This window comes from Pseudoalteromonas sp. GutCa3 (assembly GCF_002836155.1).
Taxonomy (GTDB): domain Bacteria; phylum Pseudomonadota; class Gammaproteobacteria; order Enterobacterales; family Alteromonadaceae; genus Pseudoalteromonas; species Pseudoalteromonas arctica.
In genome coordinates this window covers 14,970-35,644 of the sequence record NZ_PJBK01000080.1, presented here as the reverse complement: position 1 = coordinate 35,644, position 20,675 = coordinate 14,970, and the positions used below count along the sequence as shown (strand labels likewise).

The 20,675-nt window shown below is 40.3% G+C and carries 19 protein-coding genes; 12 read left to right on the top strand and 7 right to left on the bottom strand.

The features are described from left to right. Positions 1 to 14: 14 nt before the first annotated feature. Both CXF64_RS14785 and cspD read right to left on the bottom strand, forming a co-directional pair. Positions 15 to 2,237, bottom strand: coding sequence for an NADP-dependent isocitrate dehydrogenase (locus CXF64_RS14785; RefSeq protein WP_007585113.1), 2,223 nt, complete (start codon positions 2,235 to 2,237; stop codon positions 15 to 17). A gap of 525 nt (positions 2,238 to 2,762) precedes the next feature. Beyond that, positions 2,763 to 2,981, bottom strand: a complete 219-nt coding sequence (gene cspD, locus CXF64_RS14780) for a cold shock domain-containing protein CspD (RefSeq protein ID WP_002962500.1) — start codon at positions 2,979 to 2,981, stop codon at positions 2,763 to 2,765. Between the two features lie 210 nt (positions 2,982 to 3,191). Here cspD and clpS point away from each other — a divergent pair, with 210 nt between their 5' ends. Together clpS and clpA are read left to right on the top strand one after the other, a co-directional pair. After that, entirely contained in the window at positions 3,192 to 3,500 is a 309-nt protein-coding gene (clpS, locus tag CXF64_RS14775) for an ATP-dependent Clp protease adapter ClpS (protein ID WP_007585109.1), read from the top strand. A gap of 94 nt (positions 3,501 to 3,594) precedes the next feature. Next, entirely contained in the window at positions 3,595 to 5,856 is a 2,262-nt protein-coding gene (gene clpA / locus CXF64_RS14770) for an ATP-dependent Clp protease ATP-binding subunit ClpA (protein WP_007585108.1), read from the top strand. 213 nt (positions 5,857 to 6,069) lie between these two features. Here the strand turns inward: clpA and infA are convergent, their stop codons facing one another. The 4 genes from infA to trxB all read right to left on the bottom strand — a co-directional run bounded on the left by infA (position 6,070) and on the right by trxB (position 8,840). Then, on the bottom strand, positions 6,070 to 6,288 hold the full coding sequence (gene infA / locus CXF64_RS14765) for a translation initiation factor IF-1 (protein WP_002962494.1): 219 nt from the start codon (positions 6,286 to 6,288) through the stop codon (positions 6,070 to 6,072). 90 nt (positions 6,289 to 6,378) lie between these two features. Beyond that, entirely contained in the window at positions 6,379 to 7,083 is a 705-nt protein-coding gene (locus tag CXF64_RS14760) for an arginyltransferase (RefSeq protein WP_024607612.1), read from the bottom strand. Beyond that, a complete protein-coding gene (gene aat / locus CXF64_RS14755; protein WP_101217387.1) occupies positions 7,076 to 7,792 on the bottom strand; it encodes a leucyl/phenylalanyl-tRNA--protein transferase in 717 nt (238 codons plus the stop codon). Before aat ends, CXF64_RS14760 begins: the two co-directional genes overlap by 8 nt. A 97-nt stretch (positions 7,793 to 7,889) precedes the next feature. Beyond that, the gene (gene trxB, locus CXF64_RS14750) at positions 7,890 to 8,840 is read right to left on the bottom strand and encodes a thioredoxin-disulfide reductase (RefSeq protein ID WP_008168643.1); all 951 of its coding nucleotides are present in this window, start codon (positions 8,838 to 8,840) and stop codon (positions 7,890 to 7,892) included. Between the two features lie 287 nt (positions 8,841 to 9,127). On the opposite strand from trxB, the gene pssA reads away from it, so the two are divergent. Continuing rightward, positions 9,128 to 10,453 (top strand): CDP-diacylglycerol--serine O-phosphatidyltransferase, encoded by a 1,326-nt coding sequence (gene pssA, locus CXF64_RS14745; RefSeq protein ID WP_101217386.1) that lies wholly within the window; start codon positions 9,128 to 9,130, stop codon positions 10,451 to 10,453. Between the two features lie 131 nt (positions 10,454 to 10,584). On the opposite strand, the gene ald is transcribed toward pssA, so the two are convergent. Beyond that, positions 10,585 to 11,706 carry an alanine dehydrogenase gene (gene ald / locus CXF64_RS14740; protein ID WP_010552621.1) on the bottom strand — a complete coding sequence of 374 codons (1,122 nt, stop codon included), beginning with the start codon at positions 11,704 to 11,706 and terminating at the stop codon, positions 10,585 to 10,587. 142 nt (positions 11,707 to 11,848) lie between these two features. Here ald and lrp point away from each other — a divergent pair, with 142 nt between their 5' ends. From lrp to CXF64_RS14695, 9 genes are all read left to right on the top strand, one after another. Next, complete coding sequence (gene lrp / locus CXF64_RS14735) at positions 11,849 to 12,328, top strand: leucine-responsive transcriptional regulator Lrp (RefSeq protein WP_007582985.1); 480 nt, start codon at positions 11,849 to 11,851, stop codon at positions 12,326 to 12,328. Between the two features lie 173 nt (positions 12,329 to 12,501). After that, complete coding sequence (locus CXF64_RS14730) at positions 12,502 to 14,997, top strand: DNA translocase FtsK (RefSeq protein WP_101217385.1); 2,496 nt, start codon at positions 12,502 to 12,504, stop codon at positions 14,995 to 14,997. After that, complete coding sequence (lolA, locus tag CXF64_RS14725) at positions 14,997 to 15,623, top strand: outer membrane lipoprotein chaperone LolA (protein WP_007582981.1); 627 nt, start codon at positions 14,997 to 14,999, stop codon at positions 15,621 to 15,623. The genes CXF64_RS14730 and lolA overlap by 1 nt, the downstream gene beginning before the upstream one ends. After that, positions 15,616 to 16,959 (top strand): replication-associated recombination protein A, encoded by a 1,344-nt coding sequence (locus CXF64_RS14720; RefSeq protein ID WP_101217384.1) that lies wholly within the window; start codon positions 15,616 to 15,618, stop codon positions 16,957 to 16,959. Before lolA ends, CXF64_RS14720 begins: the two co-directional genes overlap by 8 nt. Then, positions 16,952 to 17,332, top strand: a complete 381-nt coding sequence (gene crcB / locus CXF64_RS14715) for a fluoride efflux transporter CrcB (RefSeq protein WP_021032117.1) — start codon at positions 16,952 to 16,954, stop codon at positions 17,330 to 17,332. The genes CXF64_RS14720 and crcB overlap by 8 nt, the downstream gene beginning before the upstream one ends. A gap of 9 nt (positions 17,333 to 17,341) precedes the next feature. Then, on the top strand, positions 17,342 to 18,646 hold the full coding sequence (serS, locus tag CXF64_RS14710; protein WP_101217383.1) for a serine--tRNA ligase: 1,305 nt from the start codon (positions 17,342 to 17,344) through the stop codon (positions 18,644 to 18,646). Positions 18,647 to 19,046: 400 nt separating this feature from the next. Continuing rightward, a complete protein-coding gene (locus tag CXF64_RS14705) occupies positions 19,047 to 19,283 on the top strand; it encodes an Imm27 family immunity protein (RefSeq protein WP_157823673.1) in 237 nt (78 codons plus the stop codon). A 122-nt stretch (positions 19,284 to 19,405) separates the two neighbouring features. Beyond that, the gene (locus tag CXF64_RS14700) at positions 19,406 to 19,777 is read left to right on the top strand and encodes an energy transducer TonB (protein ID WP_101217381.1); all 372 of its coding nucleotides are present in this window, start codon (positions 19,406 to 19,408) and stop codon (positions 19,775 to 19,777) included. A 122-nt stretch (positions 19,778 to 19,899) separates the two neighbouring features. Next, the gene (locus tag CXF64_RS14695) at positions 19,900 to 20,553 is read left to right on the top strand and encodes a hypothetical protein (protein ID WP_101217380.1); all 654 of its coding nucleotides are present in this window, start codon (positions 19,900 to 19,902) and stop codon (positions 20,551 to 20,553) included. Positions 20,554 to 20,675 lie beyond the last annotated feature (122 nt).

Sequence of the window (20,675 nt, the reverse complement as noted above, 5' to 3'; positions counted from 1 at the left end):
ATTTAAACCAATATTTATACTAATTTAGCAAGAATATCGTTAAATGTAGTGCTTGGACGCATCGCTTTAAAGGCTGCATCATCGTTAGGCTGGAAGTAACCGCCTAAATCAACTGCAGGGCCTTGCGCATCGTTAAGTTCACTTACGATTTGTTCTTTATTAGACTCAAGGTCGCTAGCAATTTGAGTAAACTGTGCTTTAAGTTCACTGTCATCATTTTGCTTAGCAAGTTCTTGTGCCCAGAATAAAGATAGGAAGAAATGAGAACCACGGTTATCAATTTCTTTCACTTTACGTGAAGGAGACTTGTTTTCTGCTAAGAAAGTACCAGTCGCTTTATCTAGTGTATCAGCAAGAACTTGTGCCTTGTTGTTACCCGTAGTTACGCTTAGGTGCTCAAGAGATGCAGCAAGTGCTAAAAATTCACCTAAAGAATCCCAACGTAAGTGGTTTTCTTTTTCGAATTGTTGAACATGCTTAGGTGCAGAACCACCCGCGCCAGTTTCAAATAATCCACCACCGTTCATAAGTGGAACAATTGAAAGCATTTTAGCACTCGTACCTAGCTCTAAAATTGGGAATAAATCTGTTAGGTAATCACGTAAAACGTTACCTGTTACAGAAATAGTGTCTTTACCTTCTTTAATACGCGCTAGTGAGAACAATGTTGCTTCAAGCGGTGCTAAAATTTGAATATCTAGGCCAGCTGTATCGTGATCTGGTAGGTATTTATTTACTTTTTTGATTAGCTCTGCATCATGTGCACGGTTTTCGTCTAACCAGAAAATAGCTGGAACGCCTGTTGCGCGTGCACGATTTACTGCAAGCTTAACCCAATCTTGGATTGGTGCGTCTTTAACCTGACACATGCGCCAAATATCGCCTTGCTCAACACTGTGCTCAAGTAATGTATTACCATTTGCATCAACAACACGGATAGAACCATCTGCTTTAGCTTCAAACGTTTTATCGTGTGAACCGTATTCTTCAGCTTTTTGAGCCATAAGGCCAACGTTAGGTACGCTACCCATAGTTGTTGGATCAAATGCGCCATTCACTTTACAAAAATCAATAGTTGCTTGGTAAATACCTGAGTAACAACGATCTGGAATTACAAAGCTAGTGTCTTGTAATTTACCATCGTTATTCCACATTTGACCGCTTGAACGGATTGCAGCAGGCATAGAAGCATCGATGATCACGTCACTTGGTACGTGTAGGTTTGTAATACCACGGTCAGAATCAACCATAGCAATAGCAGGGCGGCTAGCGTAAACAGCTTGAATGTCCGCTTCGATTTCTTCGCGCTTAGCATCGTCTAATGTTTGAATTTTAGAATATACATCGCCTAAACCATTATTTACATCAACACCTAGCTCTTCAAAAAGCTCACCGTGTTTAGCAAATACATCTTTGTAGAATACTTTTACAGCGTGACCAAAGATAATTGGATCAGATACTTTCATCATTGTCGCTTTCATGTGAAGCGAGAATAAAACACCTTTTTCTTTAGCAGCGTCAATTTCAGCAGCTAAGAAAGCTTGAAGCTTAGAAGCGCTGATGCTTGATGCATCAATAACTTCGCCAGCTAAAAGAGGCGTGCTTTGTTTAAGTACAGAAACGTCGCCGTTAGTTGCAACATGTTCAATACGTACATCAGTGGCTGTATCAACAGTTACTGACTTTTCTGAACCAAAGAAGTCGCCTTCGCTCATGCTTGCAACATAAGACTCTGAATCTTTGCTCCACGCACCCATTGAATGCGGGTTGTTACGTGCATATTCTTTTACAGAACCTGGTGCGCGACGATCAGAGTTACCTTCACGTAGTACTGGGTTTACTGCACTGCCTTTGATTTTGTCGTAAGCAGCTTGAATTGCTTTTTCTTCATCATTTTTAGGTTCAACAGGGTATTCTGGAAGAGCGTAACCTTTTGCTTGAAGCTCTTTAATTACAGCGCGAAGCTGTGGTACAGATGCACTGATGTTTGGTAATTTGATGATGTTTGCTTCTGGTGTTTTAGCAAGCTCGCCAAGTTCAGCAAGTGCATCACCAATGCGTTGTTCTTGTGTTAAATAATCAGGGAAGCTAGCAATTACACGACCTGCTAATGAGATATCGCGAGTTTCAACTTCAACACCGGCCGCATTTGTATATGCTTGGATGATCGGTAGCAACGAGTAAGTTGCTAGTGCCGGAGCTTCGTCCGTTTTTGTATAGATAATTTTTGATGTCATCATCATTCCTAGATAGTAGACCGAAAAGGTCTTATTCAACAATGCAAAGAAAATCATTACTAATGAGTGAGTACATATTATTAAACAAGTTAATGAATACATACGCTCGTAATGAATAGTTTGTTAGGTGTTGGTACTCAGCGTTGCTCTTTTATAAAAGTAGAATAGTCACACCTGACGAACTGGAATTGTATTTATAGCTAAAAAATTAACAAAAATAAATCAGCCTTTAGCCTAGTACATATAAAAGAGGCGACAAGTTGGATTAGTTGCTGCGTTAATACGCAATTTTTAGCACCAAGAGTGTAACAAGCTTAAATAAAAAGGGCTAGAGGTTGAGCATGCCCAATAAGCAGTTAAACAATCAACTCTTAGAACATTGGGGTATATAAAATAAATTCAAGGAAAAGGGTTGAATTTGAATGAAAAGAGGCAATAAATAGGGGAGAAGAGATAAGTTAGTATGTTTAAGGAATTAAGCGAGGATCTTAAAAGGTCACTCGCTTTAGTCGAACAAAACAATAGTCACTCAATAATGTCACCATCTGGGGCAATATTTTTAGCGTGTAGACCTTTAGGTCCTTGTTCTAATTCGAATGTTACATCTTGACCAGCTTTAAGCGTTTTATAACCGTCCATTACAATTGTTGAGTAATGAGCGAAAATATCATTCTCGCAGCCGTCTTCTACGATGAAACCAAAACCTTTAGCGTTGTTGAACCATTTAACTTTACCGCAAGCCATACTTCTACATCCTTCAATAAGTTGACTAATTTAGTTATTCTAAATTGTATTATTTGCTAGACTGACTAAGGTTTAATCAATCTACGTTTGACTGTAGTTTATTTAGCCAACCAGTCAAGTGTTTTGAGTTATTTTTTTTAACATTTTATTTATTTTTTATTCAAGTTTGCTTGAGTTACAAAGACAAGACTATATTTAATTATGAGTGGTATGAAAGATTCAGGTGTTATCGATACAGTTCGCGACAGCGAAAAGCAAAAGCTACAGCCGCCGCGAAAATATAAAGTTGTTTTAAATAACGACGACTACACGCCGATGGACTTTGTAATAGAAGTTTTAACGACGTTTTTTAATATGGATAGCGATAGAGCAACCGACGTGATGCTTCAGGTTCATGAAAAAGGTAAGGGTATATGTGGTGTTTACAGCGCCGACGTAGCCCACACCAAAGCTGAACAAGTTAACCGCTACGCGCGTGATAACGAGCATCCACTGCTTTGTAGTTGTGAGCAGGAATAAATACCAATTTAATACAATTGGTATAAATACCAATTAGGGTGATCAAACATCCGATTGTTGTGGTATAAATTATTATCTCAGTAAGGGGTTGCCAATGCTAAACAAAGACTTAGAACTCACATTAAATGCCGCGTTTCGTGAAGCGCGCACTCGCCGTCATGAGTTTATGACCGTAGAGCACCTTTTACTTGCGCTGTTAGATAATCCTTCTGCAGGAGAAGCCCTAAACGCGTGTGGTGTTAATATTTCTGGTTTAAAAACCGAATTATTAGAATTTATTGACGAAACAACACCCGTCATTCCAGATTTAGAAGAAGAGCGTGAAACTCAGCCAACACTTGGCTTTCAACGTGTATTACAACGCGCTGTGTTCCATGTGCAATCGTCAGGTAAAAATGAAGTCACTGGCGTGAATGTGCTAGTTGCTATTTTTTCTGAGCAAGAAAGCCAAGCTGTATATTTACTTAAAAAGCATGATGTATCGCGTTTAGACATCGTTAACTTTATTTCGCATGGTATTTCTAAAGCAGATGATGAATTAGGCAACGACAGCGACGATATTCATGATGAAGTGCAAGAAGTTCAAAATGAAGAAGCAAGCAAGCTAGACAGCTTTACAACTAACTTAAACGTTCAAGCTCGTGAAGGTAACATTGATCCACTGATCGGACGCGACAGCGAAGTAGAGCGCACGGTACAAGTATTGTGTCGTCGTAAAAAGAATAACCCATTACTTGTTGGTGAAGCGGGCGTTGGTAAAACAGCAATTGCTGAAGGCTTAGCGTATCGCATTGTTAATAAGCAAGTACCAGAAGTAATTGCAGATGCTGTTGTGTACTCGCTAGATATGGGGGCATTGCTTGCGGGTACTAAATACCGTGGCGACTTTGAAAAGCGCTTTAAAAGCTTACTAAAAGAGCTGCAAGCTGAGCCAGGCTCTATTTTATTTATTGATGAAATACATACCATAATCGGTGCCGGCGCGGCGTCTGGTGGTGTTATGGACGCATCAAACTTGCTTAAACCACTCCTTTCAAGTGGTAAGCTACGTTGTATGGGTTCAACAACTTACAACGAGTATAAAAATATTTTTGAGAAAGACCGTGCATTAGTACGTCGCTTTCAAAAAATTGATGTACTTGAGCCGAGTGTTGCCGATACCACTAAAATATTAAACGGCTTAAAAGAGCGTTACGAAGAGCATCATGGCATTCGTTACACTCAAAAAGCACTAAAAGCAGCTGCAGAACTCAGTGCTAAATACATTAATGAGCGCCACTTGCCAGATAAAGCCATTGATGTAATTGATGAAGCCGGTGCAAGCCAGCGTCTGCAACCTAGCTCTAAACGTAAAAAAACCATTGGCGTGGCAGATATAGAACTAATTATATCTAAAATGGCACGTATCCCAGCGCAAAGCGTCTCGTCGACAGATAAAGAAACGCTTAAAAACTTAGATCGTAACCTTAAAATGCTCGTGTTTGGGCAAGATCAATCTATTGATGCGCTTACATCAGCTATTCGCTTATCTCGCTCTGGTTTATCGAGCGAAGAAAAACCAGTAGGTTCGTTCTTGTTTGCAGGGCCTACCGGTGTGGGTAAAACAGAAGTAACTAAGCAACTTGCTAAATGTATGGGTGTTGAGTTTATTCGTTTTGATATGTCGGAATATGTAGAGCGCCATGCAATAAGTCGACTAATTGGTGCTCCACCAGGGTATGTTGGTTTTGAGCAAGGTGGTTTATTAACAGAAGCGGTTATTAAAAACCCACATGCTGTTGTACTTTTAGATGAGATTGAAAAAGCGCATCCAGACATTTACAACATTTTGCTACAGGTTATGGATCACGGTACGCTAACCGATAATAACGGCCGTAAAGCTGACTTTAGAAATGTAGTGGTTGTAATGACTACCAATGCGGGCGTTCAAGAAACTACGCGTAAGTCGATTGGTTTTACAGAGCAAGATCATACGCACGATGCAATGGGTGCAATTAACAAAGTATTTTCACCAGAATTTAGAAACCGTTTAGATAACATCATTTGGTTTAATCACCTTGAACGTGAAGTTATTTTACTGGTGGTTGATAAGTTTATTGTGGAACTGCAAGCGCAGCTTGATAAAAAATCAGTTAACCTTGAGCTTACGTCTAAAGCACGTGAGTGGTTGGCAGATAAAGGCTACGATAAAGCAATGGGTGCACGTCCAATGGCACGTGTTATTCAAGAAGAGCTTAAAAAGCAATTAGCTAACGAAATACTGTTTGGTGAACTTGTTGATGGCGGTACGGTTAAAGTATCGGTTAAAGACAAGAAGATTCGCTTTGATTACGAGAGTAATTTAACACCAGCGTAAAACGTTAATTAAATAATTTAGTTAAATAAAATGGCCCGCTACATAATAGCGGGCCATTTTTTTGCCCTTTTTATAGGCAACAAAAAACCCAGCAAAAACTGGGCTTTTTGTTTATTAAATGTAATTGCTAGTCAATGTCTATCAATTACATTTAATAAACGCTTAAAGCTAGTAAAACACTAGCCAAAAACTAAATCTCGTTTACGCACTTACTTAGCGAGCACGGAATACGATACGACCCTTTGATAAATCGTAAGGAGTCATTTCTACCGTTACTTTATCGCCGGTTAAAATACGGATATAGTTTTTGCGCATTTTGCCTGAAATATGAGCCACAACTACGTGACCATTTTCTAGCTCAACTCGGAACATTGTATTTGGTAAAGTATCAAGGACTGTCCCTTGCATTTCGATTACGTCTTCTTTCGCCATGTTTAGCGTAACACCTCTTTAATAGTTAAACGCTGCAGATTTTGCCCAAAATACTCCAATAAGTAAAGGCGCAGGGGCTATATTTGCAAATTAAATAGCCACCCACTCATCATTGAGCTGTTTTTGAGCAGGTAAAAACTGAGTTTTGTACTTCATTTTGTCGCATTCATCAATTTGATAGCCTAAGTACACGTATTGCTTATTTTGCTCTTTTGCAAACTTTAGCTGCTCTAATATCATCACAGAGCCTAAACTATAGTGTTCAAAGTCGGGGTCAAAAAAGGTATAAATTGCAGAAATAGCGCTATTCATACAATCAGTTACGGCAACCGCGACTAAAGTATCTTGGTGCCACAGTTCAATAAATGTGATCTTGAGCCAACTGCAAAGCAAAAAACTTTGAAACTGTTCTTTTTCAGGAGGATACATACTTCCATCCTGATGACGCATCGTTATGTACTTGCTATAAAGCGGATAGTACTCAGGTCGCTCTTGCGTTGAATATTTCACTTCAAACTGGCTTTTTGCTTTGTTTAGTTTACGTTTTTGCGATTTTGAGGGCATAAAGTCTTGTGCTAATACACGTACAGAACTACATGCGCTGCATATTGGGCAGTGTGGACGGTATATTTGGTTACCACTGCGACGAAATCCCAAGCCTAATAACGACTCAAATTTGTCGGTACTGTAGCAACTGGGATCAAGAATAACTAAAAGTTGCTCTTGTCTGTTGGGTAAATAACTACAGTCAAACTCTTGGGTTAAACCAACACGTGCAGGAAGTTGCTCATTCATAGATTGCGTCAAGTTCTTGTGGCTCCCACATAATAGGGTTAACAGTATAGTTATGTGCAGCTTTTAGTTTAGTCAAAAATGTGGAACGGGGGATTACTTTTGCACCTAGGGTCATTAAATAAGGGTTTTCTAACTGGCAGTCAATAAAATGTGCATTATGCCGTTTAAGCCAATTTACCAGTGCCCACATAGCAAGCTTAGAGCAATTGGTTTGATGATGAAACATCGACTCGCCACAAAATACACCATTTTGCATAATGCCGTATAAGCCACCTGCAAGCTCTCCGTTACTCCACACCTCTAAACTATGTGCAATGCCAGCATTGTGTGCATTAACGTAAGCGTCGAGCATGTCAGAGGTGATCCAGGTGCCATCGGTATCAAGGCGTTGATCGCGACAGGCTTCTATCACCTCTTCAAAGGCATTATTAATGGTTACTCTTACAGGGTGCTTTTTTAAATGCTTACGCAGGCTCTTACTTATATGAAAATCATCCAGTTCAAAAATGCCTCGCTCGCTGGGAGACCACCACATAATAGGCTCATCTTCACTAAACCAAGGGAATACTCCGCTTTTGTAGGCATTACTTAGGCGAGGTAAACTCAAATCTCCGCCAATTGCTAACAAGCCATCAGGGGATTCTAATGCGTATTCCGGATTGGGGAATGCTATATCGTTTTCGCTTAATTGGTATAGCTGATTTCTCATACAGTACTTATTTTATAATTTATCGTAAAAGTGTAACTATATTTTAGGCATAAAAAAAGGGCTGAATAATCAGCCCTATAATAATTTATTTAATTGCTTATAAATTATCTAAGAAACGCTCTGCATCAAGGGCAGCCATGCAGCCTGTACCCGCAGATGTGATTGCTTGACGGTAAATGTGGTCTGACACATCACCTGCAGCAAAAACGCCTTCTACGCTTGTTTGAGTCGCGTTACCGTGAAGACCAGACTCTACAACTAAGTAGCCATCTTTCATTTCTAGTTGACCAACAAACATATCAGTATTTGGCTTGTGGCCAATAGCAATAAATACGCCTGCTAAATCTAGCTCTTCAGTTGCATCAGAGTGTGCATCTTTAATACGAACGCCGGTTACGCCCATTTGGTCGCCTAATACTTCGTCAAGCGTGCGGTTGTAATGCATTACAACGTTACCGTTTGCTGCTTTTTCAGCAAGGCGGTCAGCAAGTATTTTTTCACTGCGGAAACTATCACGACGATGAATAACATGTACTTCGTCAGCAATGTTAGATAAGTAAAGCGCTTCTTCAACCGCTGTATTACCACCACCAACAACCGCCACTTTTTGACCTTTATAGAAAAAGCCGTCACACGTAGCACATGCCGAAACACCACGGCCTTGGAAATTAGTTTCAGACTCTAGGCCCAAGTATTTAGCAGACGCACCCGTTGCAATGATTAATGCATCACATGTGTAAGTACCTTGGTCGCCAGTTAGTGTGAAAGGGCGCTTAGATACATCTACTTTATTGATGTGATCGAATATGATTTCAGTTTCAAAGCGCTCAGCGTGCTCTTTCATACGATCCATTAACGCAGGACCTGTTAAACCGTGTGCATCACCAGGCCAGTTTTCAACTTCAGTTGTGGTTGTTAATTGGCCACCTTGTTGAATGCCTGTAATTAAAACAGGGTTTAAATTTGCACGTGCTGCATATACTGCGGCAGTATAACCAGCTGGGCCAGAGCCTAAAATTAGTAGCTTACAATGTTTTGCTTCAGTCATTATTTCTTCCTAAACGTTTAATACGGTCTTTAATGCGCTCGATTCTAAGAAAAACAAGGCAGATGTAAACAAAATCCGCGATTATTTTTTTTCTTAAATCGAAAAGCTGTGCAGTATTGTGTACTAGAGTTATGTGCTTTTACAGTTAAAATGCCTAAGTAGCTCAATAAATAGACTAACAGGCAACAAAACAGCGTTATTTCATGACCCCTTTGATTTTTTTTGTTATGTTTTACCTAATTTTATTTGTCACTGATAGATTATGTGACCTAAGCAAATAGGCAACTATGTTATTTTGGCAGGAAAAACCCGCATTCGGGTTGACTTCAAAAGACGTTAACGTCTTAACCAATGCGCAAGATTACCGAACGCAATTGCTACGCTTGATAGCGAACGCAAAAAAACGAATTTATATTACTGCGTTGTATTTACAAGATGACGAAGCAGGTCGCGAAATTTTAGAAGCGCTGCATCGTGTGTCATTGGCAAACCCGGCACTTGAGATAAAAGTGCTGGTGGATTTTCATCGCGCGCAACGTGGATTAATTGGCGCTGATAAATCAGACGGTAACGCAAGTTTATACTGTGACGATTTAGAAAAGTTTAAATCGAACGTACAAGTTTATGGCGTACCTGTAAAAGCTAAAGAATTGTTTGGCGTATTGCATTTAAAAGGTTTTGTAATTGACGACACCTTACTTTACAGCGGCGCAAGTTTAAATAACGTTTACTTGCAGCATAACGAACGCTACAGACTCGATCGCTACTTTTTAATAACGCAGAACGAACTGTGTGACTCAGTGGTTGATTTTATTGAGACAAAGCTACTTTCATCAGTGGCTGTGCCACGTATAGACACGCGACCGCTTAAGCGTTTGCACGACTTTAAGCTTGATCAAAAGCAATTAATGCGTGATTTAAAAGTCGCAAGTTATAACGCAGCAGAGCAGCTAAATACGCAAGCATTAGGTATTCGCTTGTTTTTAGGACTCGGGCGTCGTAATAACGAGTTAAATCGTTTAATAAAAGCGTTATTTGATACAACAGAGCAAGAGCTTGTGTTGTATACGCCATACTTTAATTTTCCGGCACCGCTTATGCGATCACTGCGCCGATTATTAAAGCAAGGCAAGCAAGTGACTATTGTTGTAGGCGATAAAACAGCAAATGATTTTTATTTACCGCCAAGCGAGCCGTTTAGTAAAATAGGGGCATTACCTTATTTATACGAAACTATTTTGCATAAATTTGTAAAAACGCAAAAGCGCCATATCGATAACGGTAATTTAAATGTGTATCTGTGGAAAGATGAAAGCAATTCGTTTCATTTAAAAGGTATTTGTTCAGATAGAACAAAACATTTACTGAGCGGGCATAACTTAAATCCACGTGCATGGGGTCTTGATATCGAAAACGGTATTTTAATAGAAGATCCAGAGCAAACAATTATGGATGCTATTGATAACGAAAAGCAGGAAATTTTACAACACTGCCGACGTTTAACAGGCCCAGATGATTTAGAAACGATGGATGATTACCCACAGCCAGTTAAAAAACTCCTTGGCCAAGCTAAGCGCGTAAAAGTAGATTTTATAATTAAGCGTTTTATCTAAACTAGTTTATCTAAATAAATTTATATAAATCTGAAATTTAAATACAAAAAAAGCAGCTAATTAGCTGCTTTTTTTATGGTTGTAGTTAGGTAGCTACATACTTAATACCAATCTAACTACGAAACGCTAAATTATGCGTTTTCTACCGCTGTGCGTGGGTCAACATATTCCATGTTGAACGCTTCTGCTACTTCTTTATAAGTTACTTGGCCTTTAATTACGTTTAAGCCTTTTAAGAAGTGAGCGTCATCTAGTAACGCCTTTTTATAACCTTTGTTTGCAAGGTTAATGATGAAAGGCAAGGTTGCATTGTTAAGTGCAAACGTAGATGTGCGTGGAACAGCACCTGGCATGTTAGCAACACAGTAGTGAACAACTTCATCAACGATGAAAGTAGGATCAGCATGCGTAGTTGCTTTAGAAGTAGCAATACAGCCACCTTGGTCGATTGCAACGTCAACAATTGCAGAACCAGGTTTCATTGCTTTAATGTGCTCAGCCGTTACTAGTTTAGGTGCAGCTGCACCTGGGATTAGTACGCCACCAATTACTAAATCAGCTTCTAGTACGTGTTTTTCTAGAGCATCAGCAGTTGAGTAAATAGCTTTAACTTTATTACCAAATTGCGCGTCTAGTGCACGTAATACGTCGATGTTACGGTCAAGAACGACAACTTCAGCACCAAGGCCAACAGCCATTTGCGCTGCACTACGACCAACCATGCCGCCGCCAATGATAACAACTTTAGCCGCTTCAACGCCTGGTACGCCACCTAGTAGCATGCCACGACCGTGGTTAGATTTTTCTAGCGCTTGTGCACCAGCTTGAATAGACATACGACCAGCAACTTCGCTCATAGGAGCAAGAAGCGGTAAACCACCGCGAGAGTCAGTTACAGTTTCGTATGCAATACAAATAGCTTTGCTTTTTACAAGGTCTTCAGTTTGTGGAAGATCAGGTGCAAGGTGTAAGTAAGTGAAAAGAATTTGGTCTTCACGTAACATTGCACGTTCAACAGCTTGTGGCTCTTTTACTTTTACAATCATGTCTGCTTTAGCGAAAACGTCAGCAGCAGTTGCTAAAATTTCAGCACCCGCTAGCGTGTAATCTTCGTTAGTAAAACCAATACCCATGCCTGCATCAGTTTCTACAATCACTTGATGACCGTGGTTTACTAATTCACGAACACTCGCAGGAACCATACCTACACGGTATTCATGGTTTTTAATTTCTTTAGGAACACCAATAATCATATCATTTGCCTTATTAAGAACGGATTAACATTTTTCACTATTATATTCATCATAAGCCCGTGTGTCTCACCTTTTTTAAAGTCAAATCTAGTGTTATCATCTATATAACAAAAATAAACAGCATAAAAAACTAGTTGGCACTATGCATCAGTTATTAGATAGAATTGACCGTAAAATTTTAATGGAATTACAGCACGATGGACGCCTTTCAAATGTTGAACTGGCCAGACGAGTTGGTCTAAGCGCCACGCCCTGTCTGGAGCGAGTGAAAAAGCTAGAACGAGAAGGCTACATACTTGGCTATAAAGCAGTGGTCGATCCAGCTAAGCTTGGGCAAGGTTTATCGGTGTATGTAGAAGTAACAATTACTAAAACATCTCCCGACGTATTTGATGAGTTTAGTGCGGCCGTTAAAAAGCACGAAGAAATTATCGAATGTCATTTAGTATCGGGTAATTTTGATTTTTTACTTAAAACGCGCGTAAATGATATGTCAGAATACCGTGGTGTATTAGGTGACATATTATTAAAATTGCCTAATGTTAGTGAAAGCCGAACTTATGTAGTAATGGAAGAAGTAAAAGGTGAAGAAGGCGTAATTATTCGTCCTTATATTACTTAAGGTTATTTATATTAGCTGCGTCATTTGCTTATATAAGCTCAAATTATAAAAACTTGTTCATAATCAGGCCATCAAGGTTAAGATAAAGTGCAACAAATTGCATTTCCTGCTAAGGTATTTCACTGCTAAGTAAGTGTGAATAAAAATAGAATAATAAAGAGGAATAGGGAACTATGCGCCTAAACGGTGTGCAAAGACTATTAGAAACAGGGCTGATTATCAGCACCTTTACGGCAATATTTATTTTATGTGCCTTGATCAGCTTTGATCCAGCAGATGCTGCATGGTCGCAAACTAGTTTTAGCGAAGTAAGCAATATCACAGGAGCAGCCGGTGCATGGATAGCCGACATTTTATTACTCACCTTTGGTTGGTTGGCTTACTTAGTGCCAGCGGCCATTCAGCTATTTGGCTACTTGCTATTTAAACAACCTCACCGCATTTTACAGCTTGATTACACCACTTTAGCGCTGCGTGTTATTGGTTTTGCTTTATTTATTACCTCAGCTACCGCTATTAGCAGTATCAATTTTGACGATATTTATAACTTTTCCTCTGGTGGGGTAGTGGGCGATGTTATTGCATCAGCCATGATGCCTGCGTTTAACTTTACCGGCACCTCTATATTATTACTGTGTTTCTTTTTTGCCGGGCTTACCTTATTAACGGGTGTATCGTGGGTTGATTTTGTAGATTACCTTGGCGATTTAATGGTTAGGTTTTACCGCTTTATAGTATCGTACGCAAAAGGCTGGATGCACCGAGAACACGCTGCGGGCAAAGCAAATAATGACGACGAAGTAGACGCCCATTTTGAAGATGATATAAATGAGCAAATAGAGCTGCCTACATCGGCTAAAAAAGCAGATAAACAAAAAGCAATTAATAAACCGCAAACGCCGTTTAATGAGCCTCAAATTAGTGACGAGTTTATGCCGTTTGACGAGCTTGACGACATACTCGATCAAGAAATTGGCTTTAGCGCCATAGACGACGAACCAATGGACACGGCCGCTGCATTAAACGCGCTTGACCAAAGCCCAGTTGTAGAGCCAGAAAAACCAGTTACAACAGTGGTATCGCCAGCAAGACCAATGCCTAAATCAAAAGCGCAATATCAACCACCGCCAACGGCTAAAGAGAAGTTTGAGCAATTATTAACGCAAGAACCACCACCGGGGCCATTACCGTCGCTTGATTTACTCGACAGGCCGGACAAAGCTAAAAACCCAATTTCGCAAGAAGAGCTCGATACAGTATCGCGCCTAGTAGAGACAAAACTACTGGACTTTAACGTACAAGCTAAAGTTGTAGCGGTATACCCAGGCCCTGTTGTTACACGCTTTGAGCTAGATTTAGCGCCAGGTATTAAAGTGTCAAAAATTACAGGTTTGGCTAAAGATTTAGCCCGTTCGCTTTCGGCAATTAGTGTGCGTGTTGTAGAAGTTATACCGGGTAAAACATATGTTGGTATTGAGCTTCCTAATAAACATCGCGAAATAGTACGTTTGTCAGAAGTAATAAACGCACCTAAATTCGAGCAAAATCCATCGCCACTTACCATGGTGCTTGGTAAAGACATTGCCGGTCAGCCGGTATGTGCTGATTTAGGTAAAATGCCACATTTATTGGTAGCCGGTACAACTGGTTCAGGTAAATCAGTGGGCGTTAATGTCATGATAGTAAGCTTGCTTTACAAATCGGGCCCTGACGATGTACGTATGATCATGATTGACCCTAAAATGCTTGAGCTATCAGTATACGAAGGCATTCCGCATTTATTGTGTGAAGTAGTCACCGACATGAAAGAAGCCGCCAACGCACTGCGTTGGTGTGTGGGCGAAATGGAACGTCGTTATAAATTAATGTCAGCATTGGGTGTGCGTAACTTAAAAGGTTACAACCAAAAAGTGCTTGAAGCCAATGAAGCGGGTTACCCAATTCTTGATCCATTATTTAAAGACACCGATGGCATGAAAGAAGGCCCGGAAGAACTTGGTAAGTTACCAAGTATTGTTGTAGTAATTGACGAGTTTGCCGACATGATGATGATTGTTGGTAAAAAAGTAGAAGAGCTGATTGCCCGCATAGCCCAAAAAGCACGTGCGGCAGGTATTCATTTAATACTGGCAACGCAGCGCCCTTCGGTAGATGTAATAACCGGTTTAATTAAAGCAAATATACCAACGCGTATGGCGTTTCAGGTATCAAGTAAAATAGACTCGCGCACGATACTTGACCAACAAGGCGCAGAAAACTTACTGGGTATGGGCGATATGCTTTATTTACCACCAGGCACTAGTGTACCAGAGCGTGTACATGGCGCGTTTGTAGACGACCATGAAGTACATGCCGTTGTAAACGATTGGAAAGCGCGTGCTAAGCCAAATTACGTTGATGAAATACTCAATGGTGATGCCAGTGAAGATATTTTATTGCCAGGTGAAGCAAGCGAAAATGCAGACGAAGAGAACGATCCGTTATACGACGAAGCCGTGTCGTTTGTAATTGAAACCGGCAAGGTATCGGTATCGTCAGTGCAACGTAAACTGCGTGTTGGCTATAACCGCGCAGCACGTTTAGTCGAACAAATGGAAACATCGGGTATCGTGAGTTCACCAGGTCATAACGGCGCTCGCGATGTATTAGTACCTAATGGAGCAAATTAATGAAAAAATTTAACGCCTTATTATTAGTGTTAGGCAGCGTACTTGCCGCACCAAGCTTTGCTGATGACAGCCAAGCATTACAAGACAGACTTGCTACTTTAAAAAGCTTTAAAGCGCAGTTTGCACAAAAAGTAACAGACAAAGAAGGCCAAGCTGTTATGCAAGGCGAGGGCACAATAGCGCTTCAACAGCCTATGATGATTCGCTGGCAGCAAACAAACCCAGACGATACATTATTTGTATCAAACGGCGATAAAACATATTACTTCGATAGCTTTGCTGAGCAAGTAACGATTATGAAAACCAGCAGCCTAATCGACTCAACACCATTTGTGCTACTTACATCAAAAGACCCAGCACAGTGGGAAAAATACAGCGTACTTGCAACAAATACAGGCTTTAGCGTAACGCCAAATAAAGGCGTAGAAAGCCAAGTAGAACAACTTGATATAGCGTTTGCGGGTAACGAGCAAGGCCTTGCTAAACTAGTCGTTACCGACAACTCAGGGCAGCTATCGTCATTTACGTTTAACAATGCCCAAGTTAATACGCCGCTTGATAAAAGCACTTTTGAATTTACGCCTCCTGAAGGTGTTGAAATAGACGATCAGAGTAACGGTGAGTAATTTAGGATTTAATTTTGGGCCCGATGTACGCCCACTTGCCGCGCGTATGCGCCCCACAACGCTTGACGAGTACATTGGTCAGCAACACTTATTAAGTGCTGATAAACCACTGCATCAAGCCATTGTCGCGGGGCGATGCCATAGTTTAATTTTATGGGGCCCGCCGGGTGTAGGTAAAACAACACTTGCGCAAATAATTGCCAACCATGCTGATGCCTCACTTATACAAATGTCGGCGGTAACCGCAGGCGTAAAAGATATACGTGACAGCGTAACGCAAGCGCGCGATAACCTAGAAAGCCGTGGCCAACGCACCCTTATGTTTGTTGACGAGGTTCATCGCTTTAATAAATCCCAACAAGATGCGTTTTTACCGCACATAGAAGACGGCACCTTTATATTTGTAGGTGCAACCACCGAAAACCCATCGTTTGCCCTTAACAACGCTATATTGTCGCGTGCACGTGTGTATGTTTTAAAATCGCTTGCCGATACCGACTTATACACCGTAATAGAGCGCGCACTTAAACAAGACGAGCAGCTAAGCCAAAAACACATCACTATTGCCGACAACGCTAAAAAGGCACTATGCCAAGCAAGTGGCGGCGATGCGCGTAAAGTACTTAATTTACTTGAACAAGCGGTTGATTTAACAACCGAGAAAAACGGTCAATACAACGTAGACGAGCACGTACTTAGCCAAGTTTTACCTACTCATTTAGCTAAATACGATAAAGGCGGCGATGAATTTTACGATTTAATATCAGCCTTTCATAAATCAGTACGTGGTAGCTCTCCCGATGGTGCGCTGTATTGGTATTGCCGAATTTTAGCCGGTGGTGGCGACCCTTTGTATGTAGCAAGGCGTTTACTTGCCATTGCAACAGAGGATATAGGTAACGCCGATCCGCGCGCGATGGAAGTGGCCTTAAATGCGTGGGATATATTCCAACGTGTTGGCCCAAGCGAGGGTGAGCGCGCTATTGCACAAGCCACTCTATATTTAGCCAGCGCACCTAAAAGTAATGCAGTGTATATGGCGTTTAATCAAGCCAAAGCAGATGCTCAAAACGAGCCAAGTTACCCAGTGCCAGAGCATTTACGTAATGCGCCAACTAACTTAATGAAAGACTTAGGGTATGGTGCTGAGTATCGTTATGCGCACAATGAAGAAGGTGCATTTGCCGCAGGTGAAAAATACTTACCACCAGAAATGGACGGCAAAGAATATTACTTACCGAGCGAGCGCGGACTTGAGCAAAAAATTAAACAAAAACTCGATTACCTAAAAGAGCGCGATGCGCAAAGCCCACTTAAACGATACGAAAATGATTAAACTTTATATGATGATCGCCCTTGGCGGCGCCTCAGGTGCGTGTTTACGGTTTTTTATTAGCGAAAGCATGCTAAAACTCCTCGGTAGGGGATTCCCTTTTGGCACGTTGACGGTTAATATTCTGGGTTCATTGTTAATGGGCATTTTGTACGGTTTGATAGATAAAGAAATTATCACCGCAAGCCCCGCCAAAACCCTTATCGGTATTGGCTTTTTAGGTGCATTAACCACCTTTTCAACATTCTCAATGGACTCGTTGTTGTTATTACAACAAGGTCACTTTATTAAAATGGCCCTCAATATCATCTTAAACGTGATGGTGTGTATTTTTATGGCTTGGCTGGGCCTTCAGCTAGTAATGCAAAAAGGTTAAAAAACTAACATGTTAGATTCTAAATTTTTACGTCAAGACATCGAACAAACTGCAGCACGTTTAGCGGCGCGCGGTTACGAACTCGATGTTGCGACGGTAACGGCACTTGAAGAAAAACGCAAAACATTACAAGTAAAAACGCAAGAACTTCAAAGTCAACGTAATGCAAGCGCAAAAGCAATTGGTCAAGCCAAAGCAAAAGGCGAAGACGCACAGCCACTACTTGATGCAGTGGCTAACTTAGGCAGTGAGCTAGACGCCGCTAAAACTGAGCAAGATGCAGTATTAGCCGCAATTAACGACATTGCTTTAGCAATTCCAAACTTGCCAGACGAGTCAGTACCAGCGGGCAAAGACGAAGACGACAACGTTGAAATTTTAACGTGGGGCACAGCTAAAAAATTCGATTTTGAAGTTAAAGACCACGTAGATGTAGGGCAAGACCTAAACGGTTTAGATTTTGAAATGGGCGTTAAAATTAGTGGCGCACGCTTTACTGTAATGCGTGGCCAAGTAGCGCGTATGCACCGTGCACTAACGCAATTTATGCTAGATACACACGCTGATAAAAACGGCTACACAGAAATGTATGTACCGTACCTAGTAAATAGCGCAAGCCTTTACGGCACGAGCCAACTACCTAAATTTGCGGGCGATTTATTCCACACATTAGGCCTTGTAAATGACGACGGCGAACAACAAGCCGGCTTTAGCTTAATTCCTACAGCTGAAGTACCGCTTACAAACAGCGCCCGCGACGAAATTTACGATGAAAGCGATTTACCAATTCGCTTAGTTGCTCACACTCCATGTTTTAGAAGTGAAGCAGGCAGCTATGGTCGCGATACACGAGGCCTAATTCGTCAGCACCAGTTTGATAAAGTTGAACTTGTACAGCTTGTAAAACCTGAAGACTCAATGGCAACGCTTGAAGAGTTAACAGGGCACGCAGAGCAAATACTACAAGCACTTGACCTACCATACCGTAAAGTAATTTTATGTATGGGCGACATGGGCTTTGGCTCAGCTAAAACATACGATTTAGAAGTATGGTTACCTGCGCAAGATACATACCGCGAAATTTCATCATGTTCAAACATGGCTGACTTTCAGGCGCGTAGAATGCAAGCACGTTTTCGCCGTGAAGGTGTTAAAAAGCCAGAGTTACTACATACACTAAATGGTTCAGGCTTAGCCGTTGGCCGTACACTAGTAGCCATACTAGAAAACTACCAACAAGCCGATGGCACAGTAGTAGTACCAGAAGTATTACGCCCATACATGGGTGGACTTGAAGTAATTGGTAAACAATAAAAATCAAGTTTAAGTTAAGCAAGCTTTAAGCTTGTAAATCTTAATACGAAAGCCGCTGTTTGTAATAAACAGCGGCTTTTTTGTTTTAGGTTAAAGGTAAAAGCTTAGATAAAAATTTAAGTTATCTTTTTAATAATATCGCTTACACCTATTTTTTATAGTTCATTACTTTTTTGTCCAATATTACTGATCTCTACCATTTTGGGGCATTTCTACATTAAGGAAGCTTAAATACCGGCTAACTATTTGTTTACAAGTGCTTATTAGCTGGTTAAATTAGATGCTTCGTAATATTTGGACATTTGTCGGTTTGTAAAGCGACAAATGTCGGATACAAAGTTGTTAGGTGTACTAAATGGATTTACTGCAATCATCCGAATCGGCATTAGCTGGATGTTGGGTGGAATCTGATGTAAAAGTAATTGCAGACTCTGTTTGCGAGCGTATCGACTGGCTTGTGAATAACCATTTACGAAAAGTTGGTACATCAAAATGTGGTTGGGATGTATATTTCAACGATCCAATAGATGGTCGTTTTTGGCTTTTATCTTATCCTCAAGGTCACATGCATGGTGGCGGACCACCATTATTAAAAGTTGTGGCAACAGATGATATTAATAATATAGTAACGGTGTAAACGCACACCTAACAAGGGTTTTCAAGTCGGACAAATTACAGTTGGCTTTTTGTTCGTGCCTCACTTATTTTAGCCAACTGCAATTTGCCGCTTAAAACGGCGTTATATTTTAAGGATGATTCGTGCGTAAATTTCTAGCAATACTATTTTGTGTAACTTTAATTAGCTGTACTTCAACTCAAGTAGATCAAAGCGTTAATAAAACTGTATATCAACTCGACCAAGTTGATGCACCTTCTAAATGGACTGTTCATGTTTCACCTAAGTACCCAAAGAGAGCCGCAAAAGATAAAATTGAGGGCTGGGTTAAAATGTCTGCTGTTGTTACTGAAAATGGTATGGTATCGGATATAAAGGTATTGGATTCCCAGCCTAAAGGTGTATTTGAAAAAGCAGCTAAAAGTGCATTTAGTAAATGGTATTATAGACCAGCTTTTTTAAATGGAAAAAAAGTGAAAGTTTATAGAGAAGAAACTGTAGAATTTAAAATATAACAAGTTGCTCAAACGGACAAATAACAGTTTGCTCGCGCTCCGCGCATTATAGCAAACCATAATTTGCCCCTTAGCAAGGCGTTAGTTTTTACATCGTACCAATCATAGTCAGGAGTTTAAAAATGGATTTGGCAGTAAAGCTCTTTCAAATGGCGTTTTATCTTACAGCATCAACAGTAGCCATTCTTACTTTTATAAAAGCTAAAAATGGTCTACTTAACTCTGTAAATACAGAGTACCAAAAAAAAGTAATGGAAAGGCTTTCTCAATTAAGCGAGGAGTTATGGGAGGAATTTGACTATTCATCCGAAAAACATTGGTCTAATGATAAGAATCTAAAAGACACTTTAGATGATATTCATGAATATGCGATAAATAACAAACATGAAATTTTAACTAAAAAAACAGGCTTTCATGGTATTCCGATGCCAAAGAAGCAAATTGAGTTAATGGCATTAAAAGAAAAACTAAAATCCGATCCTTTCGTTCCCAACGAAATAAGAAATAAACTTGTATCAATTTTGGATAATCGGGTTTCATCTATGTTCGAAGCTTACCACTCAGTTATAGGTGAGTATCAGAAAGAAATTGAAAATGGTGAACACTGGGATAAATTCGATGATAACCACGGATGGATACATAATAAGGTTGTAAGCGTCATGAGGAAAAATGGTGCAGGTATCACTGATCTTGAAAATGCAGCCCATGAAGTAAGATTAGAGGTTCAAAAATACTATAATCAATTCAATCCTTTAAAAAAACTAACAAGTCATTAAAGCAGGACAAAAACAGTTGGTTTTTGCTCATGCCTCGCTTATTTTAACTAACTATTTTATTGCCTCTTAATGAGGCGTTGAGGCTGTAGAATTACTCTTTTTAGGAACGTATCCTACTATTT

Coding starts and splice junctions, on each gene's coding strand:
- cspD (WP_002962500.1), bottom strand. CDS start 2,981: ATGGCTTGCGGTAAAGTTAAATGGTTCAACAACGCTAAAGGTTTTGGT.
- lrp (WP_007582985.1), top strand. CDS start 11,849: ATGCATCAGTTATTAGATAGAATTGACCGTAAAATTTTAATGGAATTA.
- CXF64_RS14760 (WP_024607612.1), bottom strand. CDS start 7,083: ATGAATGAGCAACTTCCTGCACGTGTTGGTTTAACCCAAGAGTTTGAC.
- clpS (WP_007585109.1), top strand. CDS start 3,192: ATGAAAGATTCAGGTGTTATCGATACAGTTCGCGACAGCGAAAAGCAA.
- CXF64_RS14730 (WP_101217385.1), top strand. CDS start 12,502: ATGCGCCTAAACGGTGTGCAAAGACTATTAGAAACAGGGCTGATTATC.
- infA (WP_002962494.1), bottom strand. CDS start 6,288: ATGGCGAAAGAAGACGTAATCGAAATGCAAGGGACAGTCCTTGATACT.
- trxB (WP_008168643.1), bottom strand. CDS start 8,840: ATGACTGAAGCAAAACATTGTAAGCTACTAATTTTAGGCTCTGGCCCA.
- ald (WP_010552621.1), bottom strand. CDS start 11,706: ATGATTATTGGTGTTCCTAAAGAAATTAAAAACCATGAATACCGTGTA.
- lolA (WP_007582981.1), top strand. CDS start 14,997: ATGAAAAAATTTAACGCCTTATTATTAGTGTTAGGCAGCGTACTTGCC.
- CXF64_RS14785 (WP_007585113.1), bottom strand. CDS start 2,237: ATGACATCAAAAATTATCTATACAAAAACGGACGAAGCTCCGGCACTA.
- aat (WP_101217387.1), bottom strand. CDS start 7,792: ATGAGAAATCAGCTATACCAATTAAGCGAAAACGATATAGCATTCCCC.
- crcB (WP_021032117.1), top strand. CDS start 16,952: ATGATTAAACTTTATATGATGATCGCCCTTGGCGGCGCCTCAGGTGCG.
- clpA (WP_007585108.1), top strand. CDS start 3,595: ATGCTAAACAAAGACTTAGAACTCACATTAAATGCCGCGTTTCGTGAA.
- serS (WP_101217383.1), top strand. CDS start 17,342: ATGTTAGATTCTAAATTTTTACGTCAAGACATCGAACAAACTGCAGCA.
- pssA (WP_101217386.1), top strand. CDS start 9,128: ATGTTATTTTGGCAGGAAAAACCCGCATTCGGGTTGACTTCAAAAGAC.
- CXF64_RS14695 (WP_101217380.1), top strand. CDS start 19,900: ATGGATTTGGCAGTAAAGCTCTTTCAAATGGCGTTTTATCTTACAGCA.